Source organism: Kitasatospora sp. NPDC056446 (genome assembly GCF_042796115.1).
GTDB lineage: Bacteria > Actinomycetota > Actinomycetes > Streptomycetales > Streptomycetaceae > Kitasatospora.
On the sequence record NZ_JBHTRF010000017.1, the window covers coordinates 70,138 to 84,458 of the forward strand.

The window sequence follows — 14,321 nt, forward strand, 5'->3', positions numbered from 1 at the left end:
AGTCTGCCCCGCGCGGCTTTGCAAGCCCGGTCGGGCGAATATGCTGATCAGCATGACGACTGAGCCGGAACTGCAGCGGGGCGTCGGGGAGCCGGACGGCTTCCGCCGCCTGTGGACCCCCCATCGGATGGCGTACATCCAGGGTGAGAACAAGCCCACCGGTCCGGCTCCGGACGACGGTTGCCCGTTCTGCTCGATCCCGTCGCTGAGTGACGAGGAGGGGCTGGTCATCGCCCGGGGGAGCGCCGTGTTCGCGGTGCTGAACCTGTACCCCTACAACGGCGGTCACCTGATGGTGGTCCCGTACCGGCACGTGGCCGACTACACCGACCTGGACGGGGCGGAGACGGCCGAGCTGGCGGACTTCACCAAGAAGGCGATGACCGCGCTGCGGGCGGCCTCCGGGGCGCACGGGTTCAACATCGGGATGAACCAGGGCGCGGCGGCCGGTGCCGGGATCGCGGCGCACCTGCACCAGCACGTGGTGCCGCGCTGGGGCGGGGACACCAACTTCATGCCGGTGGTCGGCCACACCAAGGTGCTGCCGCAGCTGCTGGCGGACACCCGGAAGATGCTGGCCGAAGCCTGGCCGCAGGGCTGAGCCGCAGGACGCGAGGAGGGCCCCACCGACAGTCGGTGGGGCCCTCCTCGCGTACTCCGGCTCAGCCGGCGTTGAACGTGTCGACGTCGTACGGGCGCGGGGACTGCGCCTCGGACTTGATGATCGAGGTGCGGTTCTTGAAGAACCGGTCGGCGTCCAGGTCGTGCTCCTGGAGGAACTCCAGGGTGGCGGTGTGGACCGCGTTGAGCACCGGGACGGAGGCGTTCATGGCGTTGTCGACCATGGAGCGGTTGTCCCAGGCGCGGCCGGCCCAGACGTGCCGCAGGCCGAACGGCTCGGGCAGGCCCAGCCCGCCGCCGAGCCAGCCGAGCAGGCCGGGCATCCGGCGGAAGGGGGCCCGGACGGCCTGGCGGACGACCTCGTCGTTGTCGATCAGCGGGAGTTTGATGGTGCGGTCCTCCCAGAACTTCACGGTCTTGGAGACCGTCTTCTCCTTGTCCTTGGGCTTGTCGAAGAAGACGCCCTTGACCGGGCCGAGCGCGTAGCCGGCCACCGAGATGTTCAGGACGTTGGCGAGCAGGGTCACCGTGATGGTGAAGGTGAGGACCAGCTTGCCGTCGTGGGTGATGAACTGGGTGGCGAGGTAGTGCCGGGGGCCGCCGGAGAAGGTCTGCTTGTCGGCGATGGTCTGCACGGCGAAGTCGCGCATCCGGTCGCCGTCCATGTCGGCGTTGCCGGGGCGGCTGATCTCGTCGGCGCCCTCGCCGATGTCGAAGACCACCCACTGCTTGATGGTGACGTTGGGCATGCCGCTGTTGGCGACGTGGCTGATGCCGAGGCCCTTGAGGTGCGAGGAGATCCGGCGGACCAGGTCCCAGGGGTGGAAGGCGCGGAAGTCGACGTGGCCCTCGGCGGGGTGGAGGGTGTCGGCGAGGCGCCACTCGCCCCAGCGGCGACCGGCGCCGAGGATGCCCTTCGGTCCGGCGTAGTGGTGGACGTTGGTGTCCTGCTCGGCGTCCAGGCGGCCGAGCTTGTCCCGCAGCTCGTTGGCCTTCTTGTCGAGGTCGTCGCGGGGGACGGCGGTGGCCACGGTCGCGGCGACGGCGCTGCCCTCGACCAGGGCCTGCCAGCGGGAGCGCAGGTCCTTGGCGGAGCGCTCGACGATCCGCCGGGCGAGGTACCAGCCGATGACCGGGGCCAGCATCGTGACGCGGATGTAGACGCCGAGGGGGCCGGCCACCGGCGGGCGCAGCACGAAGAAGACGGCGAGGGCGGCGGCCAGGGCGAGGACGATGCCCCCGTACACGCCGGCGTTCTTCGGGTTGTCGCGCTTGAGCCAGGCGCGCACCTGGAAGGCGGCGAGCCAGAGCACGGTGCCGGGCAGGGCCAGGGCGCCGGTGACGAGGGTGACCGCGGTGAGCTTCCGGTCGCGGGTGTGGCGCAGTTCCTCGGCGGCCAGGCAGTGTTCGACGACCTGGCGGGTGTCGACACCGAAGGCGGGGACGATGGGTTTGCGGTCGCCGCCGAGGGCACGGGAGACCAGGGCCTTGCTGAAGGCCTCGCCGAGGTTGGGGCGGAAGAGGGCGAAGCGGCCCTTCTTCTCCTTGGCGGCGTCGACGGCCGTGACGAAGCCGGCGATCTCGCCGTCGCGGTAGGCGGCCGAGGAGAGCGCCTGGGTGACGGCGGTCTGCGGGCCGGCGTCCGTCCGGGGTATCTGCGCACCCGGGGTCATGTCGAGTGTGGTCACGGTGGCGTCCCCTCCTCCCCTTGTCAGCGGCAGGTTACCGTGCCGCGGCGCCCCCGCGCGGATGATCGTCTGAAGTGCCGTCACGATCGGGCCGTACCGGGCCCGAGGGGCATGATGCCCAGCTTCGGGCGGGTCGATACCCGCCGGGGCGGGCCGGGTCGGGGTGGAGGAGGATGGTGGTGAAGGCGAGGAGAAGGGGAACTGTTGTGAAGGATCCGGTGCTGGTCTTCGATGGGGACTGCGCGTTCTGTTCGTCCTGCGTGCGGTGGGCGGAGCGGTATCTGCGGCAGACGCTGGCCTCGGGGGGCTGGGAGGCGGTGGCGTTCCAGTTCGCGGACCTCGAGGCGCTGGACGCGCGGGGCGGCGGCCGGGGCGGGGTGTCGGCCGAGCGGGCGGAGCGCGAGGTGCTGTGGGTGACGCCGACCGGGGGGGTGTACGGGGGCGCGCAGGCGGTCGCGCGGCTGCTGATGCGCTCCGGCGGATTGTGGGCGTACCTGGGCGCGGTGTTGACGCTCGCTCCGGTGCGGCCGGTGGCCGGGCTGGTGTACCGGTGGGTGGCGCGCAACCGGCACCGGATGCCCGGGGGGACGGCGGCGTGTGCCCTGCCCGACCGCGGGGCCGTCCGGCCGTAGGGGTCAGACACGCCCCGGGCCCCGAAGTCCGCCCGTCGGCGGGGCCGTTCAGGCGGGGCCGTTCAGTCGGTGAGGCGTTGGGCCAGGGCGGGCGGCACGGGTTCGTGGCGCAGGTAGGCGCGGGAGAACTCGGCGGTGCCGTGGGTGAGGGAGCGCAGGTCGACCGGGTAGCGGACGAGTTCGAGTTCGGGGACCTCGGCGCGCAGCAGGGTGAGGCCGGAGCCGCCGGTCTCGGTGCCGAGGACGCGGCCGCGGCGGGCGGAGAGGTCCCCGAGGACGGCGCCGAGGTAGTCGTCGGGCAGCAGGACGCTTACGGCGGCGACGGGTTCGAGCAGCCGGATGACGGCGTGTTCGGCGGCGTCGCGCAGGGCGAGGGCGGCGGCGTTCTGGAAGGACGCGTCGGAGGAGTCGACGGAGTGGGCCTTGCCGTCGGTGAGGGTGACCCGGACGTCGACGAGCGGGTACCCGGTGGCGACGCCCTTGGCGAGCTGGGCGCGGACGCCCTTCTCGACGGAGGGGATGAAGTGCTTGGGGACGGCGCCGCCGACGACGTGCTCCTGGAACTCGAAGCCGGAGCCGGCCGGGAGGGGTTCGACCTCCAGGTCGCAGATGGCGTACTGGCCGTGGCCGCCGGACTGCTTGACGAGGCGGCCGTGGCCGGCCGCGGCGGTGCCGAAGGTCTCGCGCAGGGCGACCTTGGGTTCGACGGTGTCGACGTGGACGCCGTGGCGGGTGCGCAGGCGGTCGAGGACGACCTCGGCATGGGCCTCGCCGGTGCACCAGAGGACGAGTTGGTGGGTGTCGGGGTTCTGTTCCAGGCGCAGGGCCGGGTCCTCGGCGGTGAGGCGGGTGAGGGCCTGCGAGAGCTTGTCGTCGTCGGCCTTGCTGTGGGCCTCGACGGCGATCGGGAGCAGCGGTTCGGGCAGGGTCCAGCCGTCGAGCTCGACCGGGTGGCCGGGGTCGTGGACGGTGTCGCCGGCGCGGGCGGTGGTGAGCTTGGCGGCGCAGACGAGGTCGCCGGCGACGGCGTGCGGGACGGGGCGCTGGAGCTTGCCGAAGGGGCTGGTCAGCCCGGTGACGCGTTCGTCGCCGTTCTGGGCGGCGGTGTGGGCGGCGCCGAGCAGGTGGATCCTGGTGTCGGGGCGCAGGGTCCCGGCGTACACGCGCAGCAGGCTGATCCGGCCGACGTAGGCGTCGCCGGTGACGCGGACGACCTGGGCGGCGAGCGGGGCGTCGGGGTCGCAGGCGGGGCCGGGGCGGGTGCGTTCGGTGGGGTCGGGGAAGGTGTGCGCGACGAGGTCGAGGAGTTCGGTGGCGCCGAGGCCGTTCTCGCTGGTGGGGACGGCGGGGTGGAGGACGCAGGCGAGGACTTCGCGGCGCAGGCCGGCTTCGAGGGCGTCGGCGTCGAGGGTGTCGCCGGCGAGGTAGCGCTCCATGAGGGTGTCGTCCTGGCCGGAGATGGCCTCGACGAGGCTGTCGTGGGCGGGGCCGGTGTCGGGGAGCGGGGCGGCGTCGCCGTAGGTGTCGCCGGTGATCAGGTCGACGCTGCCGTCGGGCCGGCCGTCGTGGAGGACGGGCAGGAAGAGCGGGCGCAGGGTGTCCGGGCCCAGGTCGAAGGCGTCGTGGCAGGCGGTGAGGATGTCGTCGAAGCCGGTGTGTGCGAGGTCGAGCTTGGCCACGGCGATGGCGCGGGGGATGCCCTCGGCGGCGCACTCGCGCCACAGGGCGCGGGTCGAGGCGGTGACCGGGTCGGTGGCGGAGACGACGAAGACGGCGGCGTCGGCCGCGTGCAGGGCGGCGCGCAGGTCGGCGGTGAAGTCGGGGTGGCCGGGCGGGTCGATCAGGTTGATCTTGACGCCCTTCCATTCGAGCGGCAGCAGCGAGAGCTGGACGGAGCGCTGCTGCTGGTGCTCGATCTCCTCGTGGTCGGAGACGGTGGTGCCGTCGGTGACGCGGCCGACGCGGCCGGTGGCGCCGGCGGCGTGGGCGAGGGATTCGGCGAGCGTGGTCTTGCCCACACCGCTGGAGCCGATGAGGACGACGTTGCGCAGGTCCCGGGGGCCGGTGACGGCGGGCGCCTGGCCGGCTCGTGCCGTGCTGCGGTCGGGCATCGGGGTCTCCTCCCGTGGCGCCGAGGCTGTCCTTCGCAGTTTAGGGGCGGGTCTGCCCGGGGCGCGTGTCGTACGGCCGGTCGGTGACCGTACGTGTGCGTGCCGTGGTGGGGGGTGGGTCCGGCGGTGCGTGAGACGGAGCGTGTCGTCGGCGTGGCTACGATGGGTGGGCCGGTCGGGCTGATCCGACCGGTCGCCTGCCGCGTGTGCTGCGCCAGGCGGGTATCCGGGAGATCGGGGCGGCTGGGAAGGCCATGCTCAACAAATACGCGCGTGCCTTCTTCACACGTGTTCTGACCCCGTTCGCCGCGTTCCTGATCCGGCTGGGCGTGAGCCCGGACGCCGTGACGCTGATCGGTACCGCCGGCTCGGTGGCCGGTGCGCTGGTGTTCTTCCCGCGCGGGGAGTTCTTCTGGGGCACCATCACGATCACGCTGTTCATCTTCTCGGACCTGGTGGACGGGAACATGGCCCGCCAGCTGGGCCGGAGCACCAGGTGGGGGGCGTTCCTGGACTCCACGCTGGACCGGGTCGCGGACGCGGCGATCTTCGGCGGGATCGCGATGTGGTACGCGGGCAAGGGTGATGACAACCTGCTGTGCGCGGTGGCGATCACCTGTCTGGCGAGCGGTCTGGTGGTGTCGTACACCAAGGCGCGGGCGCAGAGCCAGGGCCTGCCGTGCGACGTGTCGGGGCTGGTGGAGCGGGCCGAGCGGCTGGTGGCCGGCCTGGTGGCGGCCGGGGTCTCGGGTCTGCACACGTTCGGTGTCCCGTACGTGGAGTGGCTGCTGCCGGTGGCGCTGTGGCTGGTGGCGGTGGGCAGTCTGGTGACGGTGGTCCAGCGGATGCTGACCGTGCGCCGCGAGGCGTTCGAGGCCGACCGAGCGGCGGCCGGGAGCTGATGGGGGGCGTCCTGCGGTGACGGACCGACTGGTGTACTGGGCGTACGCGCTGGGGTGGGGGCTGCTGAAGCACCTGCCGGAGCCGGTGGCGCGGTGGCTGTTCGACCGGCTCGCGGACTACGCGTGGCGCAAGCGCGGCAAGCGGGTCCTGCAGTTGGAGGCGAACCTGCGCCGGGTCCGTCCGGGCCTGGACGAGGCCGGGCTGCGGGCGCTGTCGCGGGCCGGGATGCGCTCGTACCTGCGCTACTGGATGGAGTCGTTCCGGCTGCCGGTGTGGAGCCGGGAGCGGGTGGCCCGGGACGTCCAGGTCGAGGGCTTCGAGCTCCTGCGGGCGCAGCTGGAGGCCGGTCGGGGCGCGGTGATAGCCCTGCCGCACATGGGCAACTGGGACCTGGCGGGCACCTGGGTGGCGCAGTTGGGCTACCCGTTCACCACGGTCGCGGAGCGGTTGAAGCCGGAGCGGCTGTTCGACCGGTTCGTGGCGTTCCGGGAGGGCCAGGGCATGGAGGTCCTGGCGCTGACCGGCGGTTCGGTGAACGTGATCGGCACGCTGGCGCGGCGGCTGCGCGCGGGCGGGCTGGTGTGCCTGGTGGGGGACCGGGACCTGTCGGAGGCGGGCATCGAGGTGTCGTTCTTCGGCGAGCCGACGCGGATGCCGGCCGGTCCGGCGGCGCTGTGCCAGCGGACCGGGGCGGCGCTGCTGCCGGTGACGCTCTGGTACGACGGCCCGGTGCTGCGCGGGCGGATCCACCCCGAGGTGGCGGTGCCCGAGGAGGGCGACCGCAAGGAGCGGACCCGGGCGATGACCCAGGCCATGGCGGACGTGTGGGAGCGGGGCGTCCGCGAGCACCCGGAGGACTGGCACATGCTGCAGAAGTTCTGGCTGGCCGACCTGCCGGTCCGTGAGACGGTGAGGGAGCCGTCCGCGGTGCGCGCGGAGGCGGACCCGGAGCCCGCGGCCGGGGCCTCCGGGGCGTGATCCCGGCCCGTACCACTGTCCGAAGGAGCTTGAGGAACCCGTGAAGATCGGCATCGTCTGCCCGTACGACTGGGACGTCCCCGGTGGGGTGCAGTTCCACATCCGGGATCTGGCCGAGCACCTGATCGGTCTGGGGCACGAGGTGTCGGTGCTCGCGCCGGCCGAGGACGACGAGGCGCTGCCGCCGTACGTGGTCTCGGCGGGGCGGGCGGTGGCGGTGCCGTACAACGGGTCGGTGGCGCGGCTGAGCTTCGGCATCCTGTCGGCGGCGCGGGTGCGGCGGTGGCTGCACGACGGGCGGTTCGACATCCTGCACGTGCATGAGCCGGCCTCGCCGAGCCTGTCGATGCTGGCCGCCTGGTCGGCGACCGGGCCGATGGTGGGGACCTTCCACACCTCCAACCCGCGTTCGCGGGCGATGATCGCGGCCTCGCCGATCCTGCAGCCGGGCCTGGAGAAGATGCGGGCCCGGATCGCGGTGTCCGAGTACGCCCGCCGGACCCTGGTGGAGCACCTGGGCGGCGACGCGGTGGTGATCCCGAACGGCGTCGACGTGGGCTTCTTCGCGGACGCCGAGTCGGACGAGCGCTGGACCGGCGGAGCGGCGAAGGGCGAGCCGGGCACGATCGGCTTCATCGGCCGGATCAACGAGCCGCGCAAGGGCCTGCCGACGCTGCTGGCGGCGCTGCCGAGGATCCTGGCGGAGCGGCCGGGGGTGCGGCTGCTGGTGGCGGGCAAGGGCGACGAGGCGGAGGCCGTCGCGGGCCTGGCGCCCGAGGTGCGCCGGCAGGTGGAGTTCCTCGGCATGGTGAGCGACCGGGAGAAGGCCCGGCTGCTGCGCAGCGTGGACTTGTACGTGGCGCCGAACACCGGCGGCGAGAGCTTCGGGATCATCCTGGTCGAGGCGATGTCGGCGGGCGCGCCGGTGCTGGCGAGCGACCTGGACGCGTTCAAGCAGGTGCTGGACGGCGGGGACGCGGGCGAGCTGTTCCCGGTGGAGGACGCGGACGCGCTGGCCCGGGCGGCGCTGCGGCTGCTGGGTGACCCGGCGCGGCTGGAGGAGCTGAGCAACGCGGCCTCGCGGCACGTGCGGCGCTTCGACTGGTCGACCGTGGGCGCGGACATCCTGGCGGTGTACGAGACGGTGACGGGGGGTGCCGCGGCGGTGGTCGAGGAGGACGTGCGCAGCGGTCGGCGCGGCCGGTTCGGGCTGGCCCGGGACTGATCCGCGGGGGCGGGGCGTTAGGGTCGGTCGACCGTACCGCTGTGAACCATGGGGGCAACGATGCCGCAGATCTCCGTCGACCACTCGTCGAGCCTGGCCGGTTCCTTCGACCGCCGGGCGCTGGGCCTGGCGATCAACCGCCTGGCGGTGGAGACGATCGACGCCAAGCCGGAGGCGTGCAAGACGGTCTTCCGGTCGAACGAGGAGTTCGTCGTGGGCGAGAGCGAGGGGCCCGACGCGCAGGTGTACGTCGAGTTCCAGATCTTCCCGGGCCGTACGCCGGAGGCGAAGGCGGCGCTGGCCGATGGCGTGCTGGCGCTGCTGGCCGAGCACATCGCGCCGGCGCCCGGCAGTCGGCTGTTCACCGCGGTGAACATCTCGGACATCGACCGGGAGAGCTACCGCAGCGCGACCGCTGCGGGCTGATCCGGTGACACCCGGTAGCGTTGCGCCCCGTGACTACCTGGATCTGGGCCGGCGTGGCCGTGGTGCTCTTCGGCATGTACCTGAGTTGGACGGCCGGCCGGTTGGACCGGCTGCACGCCCGGATCGACGCCGCGCGGGCGGCGCTGGACGCGCAGCTGGTCCGCCGGGCCTCGGTGGCGATGGAGCTGGCGACGTCCTCGCTGCTGGATCCGGCGGCGTCGCTGCTGCTGCTGGACGCGGCGCACGCGGCCCGGCAGGCCGACGACGAGCAGCGCGAGGTCGCGGAGAGCCAGCTGAGCCTGGCGCTGCGGGCGGTGTTCGAGGAGCCGGAGCAGGTGGCCGCGCTGGTGTCGGAGCCGGGCGGCGAGGAGGCGGTTCGTGATCTGACGGCCGCCGCGCGCCGGGTGCCGATGGCCCGCCGGTTCCACAACGACGCGGTGCGGGCGGCGCGGGCGGTGCGGGAGCACCGTCTGGTGCGCTACTTCCGGCTGGCGGGGAAGGCGCCGTTCCCGATGGCGTTCGAGATGGACGACGCTCCACCGCCCGCCCTCACGCCCGAAGGGGCGCCTGCTTAGGGTGTCCCACGGATACGGCCCGTTTGTCGTATCCCTTCGTCCGGGCTGGACTCGGTGGCACATGGATGGCTCACCCGTTCCGCCTACCATAGGGCGATAGCACTGGTTCATCTTCGAGTGAGGTCTCACGTGTCCACCACCCCCACCACCGCAGACCAGCCGCAGATCGGCACCGCCCGGGTCAAGCGGGGCATGGCCGAGCAGCTCAAGGGCGGTGTGATCATGGACGTGGTCAACGCCGAGCAGGCCAAGATCGCCGAGGACGCCGGCGCTGTGGCCGTCATGGCCCTGGAGCGGGTTCCGGCCGACATCCGCAAGGACGGCGGCGTGGCCCGGATGTCCGACCCGAACATGATCGAGGAGATCATCGCAGCGGTCTCCATCCCGGTGATGGCCAAGTCCCGCATCGGCCACTTCGTCGAGGCCCAGGTCCTGCAGTCGCTCGGTGTCGACTACATCGACGAGTCCGAGGTCCTGACCCCGGCCGACGAGGTCAACCACTCGGACAAGTTCGCCTTCACCACCCCCTTCGTCTGCGGCGCCACCAACCTGGGCGAGGCCCTGCGCCGCATCGCCGAGGGCGCGGCCATGATCCGCTCGAAGGGTGAGGCCGGCACCGGCAACGTTGTCGAGGCCGTCCGCCACCTGCGCCAGATCAAGAACGAGATCGCCAAGCTGCGCGGCTTCGACAACAACGAGCTGTACGCCGCCGCCAAGGAGCTGCGCGCCCCGTACGAGCTCGTCAAGGAGGTCGCCGAGCTCGGCAAGCTGCCGGTCGTGCTGTTCTCCGCCGGTGGCGTGGCCACCCCGGCCGACGCCGCGCTGATGCGCCAGCTGGGCGCCGAGGGCGTCTTCGTCGGCTCCGGCATCTTCAAGTCGGGCGACCCGGCCAAGCGCGCCGCCGCCATCGTGAAGGCCACCACCTTCTTCGACGACCCGAAGATCATCGCGGACGCCTCCCGCAACCTCGGCGAGGCCATGGTCGGCATCAACTGCGACACCCTCCCGGAGACCGAGCGCTACGCCAACCGCGGCTGGTAGTCGCCCGCAGTCCCGAGGGCCCCGGCCCGCCGCAGCGCCCCGGCGCCGCGGCGGGCCGCGCCACGTACTTCCGTAGCAACGATCGATTGAGGTTGAAGACCGTGAGCACTCCAGTCATCGGCGTCCTCGCCCTGCAGGGCGACGTCCGCGAGCACCTGGTGGCGCTGGCCGAGGCCGACGCGCTCGCCCGTCCGGTGCGCCGTGCCGAGGAGCTGACCGAGGTCGACGCGCTGGTGATCCCCGGCGGGGAGTCCACCACGATGTCCAAGCTGGCGCTGCTGTTCGGCGTGATGGACCCGCTGCGCGAGCGGGTCGCCGCCGGGATGCCGGTCTACGGCACCTGCGCGGGCATGATCATGCTGGCGGACAAGATCCTGGACGGCCGCGAGGACCAGGAGACCGTCGGCGGCATAGACATGACGGTCCGCCGCAACGCCTTCGGCCGGCAGAACGAGTCCTTCGAGTCCGGGATCGCCTTCGAGGGCCTGGGCGACGCGCCCGTGCACGGCGTCTTCATCCGCGCCCCCTGGGTCGAGTCGGTCGGCGCGGGCGTCCAGGTGCTGGCCGAGCTGCCCGCCGCGGACGGACCGGACAGCCGGATCGTGGCCGTGCGCCAGGGCAACCTGCTGGCCACCTCCTTCCACCCGGAGCTGACCGGCGACCACCGGGTGCACGCGTACTTCGTGCGGATGGTCGAGGAGCACCTCGCGGCGGCCGCGCGCTGACCGCCCCGGCGTCCGGTGCCCGCCGCGCGCCGGTCCCGCGCCGGTCCCGCGCCGGCCGGGTGCTGACCTTGCGCTGACCGTGTGCGCCTCACCCGTGACGACACCGGTAAGATCTCATCTGTTTCATTTCCCTTTGGCGACGAAAAGGAGCTGGCGATGTCCGGCCACTCTAAGTGGGCTACCACCAAGCACAAGAAGGCCGTGATCGACGCCAAGCGCGGCAAGCTCTTCGCCAAGATGATCAAGAACATCGAGGTGGCGGCGCGCACGGGCGGTCCCGACCCGCAGGGAAACCCGACCCTCTACGACGCCATCCAGAAGGCGAAGAAGAGCTCGGTCCCGATCGACAACATCAACCGCGCCGTCAAGCGCGGCGGTGGCCTGGAGGCCGGCGGCGCCGACTACCAGACCATCATGTACGAGGGCTACGGCCCGAACGGCGTCGCGGTCCTGATCGAGTGCCTCACCGACAACCGCAACCGCGCGGCCTCCGACGTCCGCGTCGCGATGACCCGCAACGGCGGCTCGATGGCCGACCCGGGCTCGGTGTCCTACCTGTTCACCCGCAAGGGTGTCGTCATCGTCTCCAAGGCCGACGGCGTGGACGAGGACAAGCTCTTCGAGGTCGTCCTCGACCAGGAGCCGGAGGAGATCAACGACCTCGGCGACTCGTTCGAGATCGTCTCCGAGGCCTCCAAGATGGTCGCGGTCCGCACCGCCCTGGTGGACGCCGGCGTCGACTACGACTCGGCCGAGGCCAACTTCCTCCCGAGCATGCAGGTCGAGCTGGACGTCGACGGCGCCCGCAAGATCCTCAAGCTGATCGACGCGCTGGAGGACAGCGACGACGTGCAGAACGTCTTCGCCAACTTCGACATCTCCGACGAGGTCGGTGCGCAGCTCGACGCCGAGTGATCGCCGCGCGGTGATCGACGGCGAGTGATCGACGGCGAGTGACCGTTCTCACTGCCCGGCCCGGTGGTCCCAGGACCGCCGGGCCGGTGTCGTCGGTCGAGTTGTCGGTCGAGTTGTCGGACCCGGACGGTAGCCTTCGCAGGTCCCTCGCCGGTGAGTGGCGAGTCATGGAGAGGCGGGGCAAGTGGTACGGGTACTGGGCGTCGACCCGGGGCTGACCAGGTGCGGGGTCGGCGTGGTCGACGGCGCGCCGGGCCAGCCGCTGCGGATGCTCGGGGTCGGGGTGGTGCGCACCCCCGCCGAGGCGGAGATCGGGCAGCGGCTGCTGCTGGTCGAGCAGGGCATCGAGGCCTGGCTGGACGAGCACCGGCCGGAGCTGGTCGCCGTCGAGCGCGTCTTCGCCCAGCACAACGTGAGCACCGTGATGGGCACGGCCCAGGCCAGCGCGGTCGCGATGCTCTGCGCGACGCGACGCGGCATCCCCGTCACCCTGCACACCCCCAGCGAGGTCAAGGCGGCCGTCACCGGCTCCGGCCGGGCCGACAAGGCCCAGGTCACGGCCATGGTGCAGCGCCTGCTGCGGTTGGACGCCCCGCCCAAGCCCGCAGACGCCGCCGACGCGCTGGCGCTCGCCATCTGCCACATCTGGCGCGGCGGGGCCGCCAACCGCCTGGAGGCCGCCGTCCGGGCCGCCCGGGCCAAGCCCCGTTCCACCCCCGTGAAAGGAACCCTCCGGTGATCGCCTTCGTGCAAGGGCCCGTGGCGGCCATCTCCTCCGGGATCGCGGTGGTCGAGGTCGGCGGGGTCGGCATGGCGCTGCAGTGCACCCCGAACACCCTGGCCGGTCTGCGGCTCGGTGAGCCGGCCCGGCTGGCGACCTCGCTGGTGGTCCGGGAGGACTCGCTGACCCTCTTCGGCTTCGCGGACGACGACGAGCGCGCCGTCTTCGAGATCCTCCAGGCCGCGCCGGGCGTCGGCCCCAAGCTGGCGCAGGCGATCCTCGGGGTGCACAGCCCCGACGCGCTGCGGGCCGCGATCGCCGGCGGCGACGAGAAGGCGCTGGTCGCCGTCCCGGGCATCGGCAAGGCGAAGGCGGCCAAGCTGCTGCTGGAGTACAAGGACAAGCTCGGCGCCCCGCACGGCGCGGTGCCCGCGCAGAAGCCGATCGCCGCCGGCCCGGCGCCGTGGAGCGAGCAGCTGCACTCCGCGCTGACCGGCCTCGGCTACGCCCCGCGCGAGGCGGACGACGCGGTCGCCGCCGTCGCCCCGGACGCGGAGGCCCAGCAGACGCCGGACGTCGGCGCCCTGCTCCGGCTCGCGCTGCGCGGCCTCAACCGCGCCCGCTGAGCCCATCTGACGATCTGTCCTTTTGTCGACTTCGGAGACTCGGGAGCCCGCGACGATGTACGACCCGGAATCCGCCGACCGGCTGGTCACGGCCGCCGCCGACGGCGAGGACCAGGCGGTGGAGGCGGCGCTGCGCCCCAAGCTGCTGGACGAGTTCATCGGCCAGGAGCGGGTGCGCGAGCAGCTGTCCCTGGTGCTCCAGGCCGCCCGGCAGCGCGGCAGCGCGCCCGACCACGTGCTGCTGAGCGGCCCGCCCGGGCTCGGCAAGACCACCCTGTCCATGATCATCGCGGCCGAGCTGGGCGCCCCGATCCGGATCACCTCCGGCCCGGCCATCCAGCACGCGGGGGACCTCGCGGCGATCCTCTCCTCACTCACCGAGGGGGAGGTGCTCTTCCTCGACGAGATCCACCGGATGTCCCGGCCGGCCGAGGAGATGCTCTACATGGCGATGGAGGACTTCCGGGTCGACGTGATCGTCGGCAAGGGCCCGGGCGCCACCGCCATCCCGCTGGAGCTGCCGCCCTTCACCCTGGTCGGCGCCACCACCCGGGCCGGCCTGCTGCCGCCCCCGCTGCGCGACCGCTTCGGCTTCACCGGGCACATGGAGTTCTACGCCCCGGCCGAGCTGGAGCGGGTGGTGCACCGCTCGGCCGCGCTGCTGGACGTGGAGATAGACCCGGCCGGCGCCGCCGAGATCGCCGGCCGCTCGCGCGGCACCCCGCGCATTGCCAACCGGCTGCTGCGCCGGGTCCGCGACTACGCGCAGGTCAGGCATGACGGCGTGGTCACCCCCGCGATCGCGTCCCAGGCGCTGGACGTCTACGAGGTGGACGCCCGTGGGCTGGACCGGCTGGACCGCGCGGTGCTGGGCGCGCTGCTGCGGCTGTTCGGCGGCGGCCCGGTCGGTTTGTCGACACTCGCGGTCGCCGTGGGGGAGGAGGCCGAGACGGTCGAGGAGGTGGCGGAGCCCTTCCTGGTCCGCGAGGGCCTGCTCGCTCGGACCCCGCGCGGCCGGATCGCCACCGCCGCCGCCTGGCAGCACCTCGGCCTGACCCCGCCGGTCCAGACCACGCGCGGCACCGCGGTGCCCCGGCCGGGACTCTTCCCGGCCGACGAAAGTTGACCGCCCTC

General features: G+C 72.7%; 15 protein-coding genes. 13 read left to right on the forward strand and 2 right to left on the reverse strand.

The window, feature by feature from the left end:
* Positions 1-40 precede the first annotated feature (40 nt).
* Positions 41-601, forward strand: a complete 561-nt coding sequence (locus tag ACFQ6N_RS13320) for an HIT family protein (protein WP_380406880.1) — start codon at positions 41-43, stop codon at positions 599-601.
* A gap of 61 nt (positions 602-662) precedes the next feature.
* Here ACFQ6N_RS13320 and ACFQ6N_RS13325 read toward each other — a convergent pair whose 3' ends face one another.
* Positions 663-2,309, reverse strand: coding sequence for a hypothetical protein (locus ACFQ6N_RS13325; protein ID WP_380648963.1), 1,647 nt, complete (start codon positions 2,307-2,309; stop codon positions 663-665).
* Between the two features lie 206 nt (positions 2,310-2,515).
* Here ACFQ6N_RS13325 and ACFQ6N_RS13330 point away from each other — a divergent pair, with 206 nt between their 5' ends.
* Positions 2,516-2,941, forward strand: a complete 426-nt coding sequence (locus ACFQ6N_RS13330) for a thiol-disulfide oxidoreductase DCC family protein (RefSeq protein WP_380648964.1) — start codon at positions 2,516-2,518, stop codon at positions 2,939-2,941.
* A gap of 62 nt (positions 2,942-3,003) precedes the next feature.
* On the opposite strand, the gene ACFQ6N_RS13335 is transcribed toward ACFQ6N_RS13330, so the two are convergent.
* Positions 3,004-5,052: an elongation factor G-like protein EF-G2 gene (locus ACFQ6N_RS13335; protein ID WP_380648966.1), complete on the reverse strand. Its 2,049-nt coding sequence runs from the start codon at positions 5,050-5,052 to the stop codon at positions 3,004-3,006.
* A gap of 254 nt (positions 5,053-5,306) precedes the next feature.
* On the opposite strand from ACFQ6N_RS13335, the gene pgsA reads away from it, so the two are divergent.
* From pgsA to ruvB, 11 genes are all read left to right on the forward strand, one after another.
* Positions 5,307-5,954: a phosphatidylinositol phosphate synthase gene (gene pgsA / locus ACFQ6N_RS13340; protein ID WP_380648967.1), complete on the forward strand. Its 648-nt coding sequence runs from the start codon at positions 5,307-5,309 to the stop codon at positions 5,952-5,954.
* A 16-nt stretch (positions 5,955-5,970) separates the two neighbouring features.
* A complete protein-coding gene (locus tag ACFQ6N_RS13345; protein ID WP_380648968.1) occupies positions 5,971-6,933 on the forward strand; it encodes a phosphatidylinositol mannoside acyltransferase in 963 nt (320 codons plus the stop codon).
* A 40-nt stretch (positions 6,934-6,973) separates the two neighbouring features.
* Entirely contained in the window at positions 6,974-8,158 is a 1,185-nt protein-coding gene (locus tag ACFQ6N_RS13350; RefSeq protein WP_380648969.1) for a glycosyltransferase family 4 protein, read from the forward strand.
* Positions 8,159-8,218: 60 nt separating this feature from the next.
* On the forward strand, positions 8,219-8,584 hold the full coding sequence (locus ACFQ6N_RS13355) for a 5-carboxymethyl-2-hydroxymuconate Delta-isomerase (protein WP_380648971.1): 366 nt from the start codon (positions 8,219-8,221) through the stop codon (positions 8,582-8,584).
* Positions 8,585-8,658: 74 nt separating this feature from the next.
* Positions 8,659-9,159: a hypothetical protein gene (locus tag ACFQ6N_RS13360; protein WP_380649046.1), complete on the forward strand. Its 501-nt coding sequence runs from the start codon at positions 8,659-8,661 to the stop codon at positions 9,157-9,159.
* Between the two features lie 129 nt (positions 9,160-9,288).
* Positions 9,289-10,200 carry a pyridoxal 5'-phosphate synthase lyase subunit PdxS gene (pdxS, locus tag ACFQ6N_RS13365; RefSeq protein WP_030300161.1) on the forward strand — a complete coding sequence of 304 codons (912 nt, stop codon included), beginning with the start codon at positions 9,289-9,291 and terminating at the stop codon, positions 10,198-10,200.
* Between the two features lie 101 nt (positions 10,201-10,301).
* Positions 10,302-10,925, forward strand: a complete 624-nt coding sequence (pdxT, locus tag ACFQ6N_RS13370) for a pyridoxal 5'-phosphate synthase glutaminase subunit PdxT (protein WP_380648973.1) — start codon at positions 10,302-10,304, stop codon at positions 10,923-10,925.
* Between the two features lie 156 nt (positions 10,926-11,081).
* On the forward strand, positions 11,082-11,840 hold the full coding sequence (locus tag ACFQ6N_RS13375; protein WP_380648974.1) for a YebC/PmpR family DNA-binding transcriptional regulator: 759 nt from the start codon (positions 11,082-11,084) through the stop codon (positions 11,838-11,840).
* A 184-nt stretch (positions 11,841-12,024) separates the two neighbouring features.
* Positions 12,025-12,579 (forward strand): crossover junction endodeoxyribonuclease RuvC, encoded by a 555-nt coding sequence (gene ruvC / locus ACFQ6N_RS13380; RefSeq protein ID WP_380648975.1) that lies wholly within the window; start codon positions 12,025-12,027, stop codon positions 12,577-12,579.
* Positions 12,576-13,187: a Holliday junction branch migration protein RuvA gene (gene ruvA, locus ACFQ6N_RS13385; protein ID WP_380648976.1), complete on the forward strand. Its 612-nt coding sequence runs from the start codon at positions 12,576-12,578 to the stop codon at positions 13,185-13,187. Before ruvC ends, ruvA begins: the two co-directional genes overlap by 4 nt.
* 55 nt (positions 13,188-13,242) lie before the next feature.
* Entirely contained in the window at positions 13,243-14,313 is a 1,071-nt protein-coding gene (gene ruvB, locus ACFQ6N_RS13390) for a Holliday junction branch migration DNA helicase RuvB (RefSeq protein ID WP_380648977.1), read from the forward strand.
* Positions 14,314-14,321 lie beyond the last annotated feature (8 nt).

What these genes read in the sequence shown, in the direction of transcription:
- ruvB (WP_380648977.1), top strand. Translation starts at nt 13,243, where the DNA reads ATGTACGACCCGGAATCCGCCGACCGGCTGGTCACGGCCGCCGCCGAC.
- ACFQ6N_RS13320 (WP_380406880.1), top strand. Translation starts at nt 41, where the DNA reads ATGCTGATCAGCATGACGACTGAGCCGGAACTGCAGCGGGGCGTCGGG.
- pgsA (WP_380648967.1), top strand. Translation starts at nt 5,307, where the DNA reads ATGCTCAACAAATACGCGCGTGCCTTCTTCACACGTGTTCTGACCCCG.
- ACFQ6N_RS13355 (WP_380648971.1), top strand. Translation starts at nt 8,219, where the DNA reads ATGCCGCAGATCTCCGTCGACCACTCGTCGAGCCTGGCCGGTTCCTTC.
- ACFQ6N_RS13335 (WP_380648966.1), bottom strand. Translation starts at nt 5,052, where the DNA reads ATGCCCGACCGCAGCACGGCACGAGCCGGCCAGGCGCCCGCCGTCACC.
- ACFQ6N_RS13360 (WP_380649046.1), top strand. Translation starts at nt 8,659, where the DNA reads ATGTACCTGAGTTGGACGGCCGGCCGGTTGGACCGGCTGCACGCCCGG.
- ACFQ6N_RS13375 (WP_380648974.1), top strand. Translation starts at nt 11,082, where the DNA reads ATGTCCGGCCACTCTAAGTGGGCTACCACCAAGCACAAGAAGGCCGTG.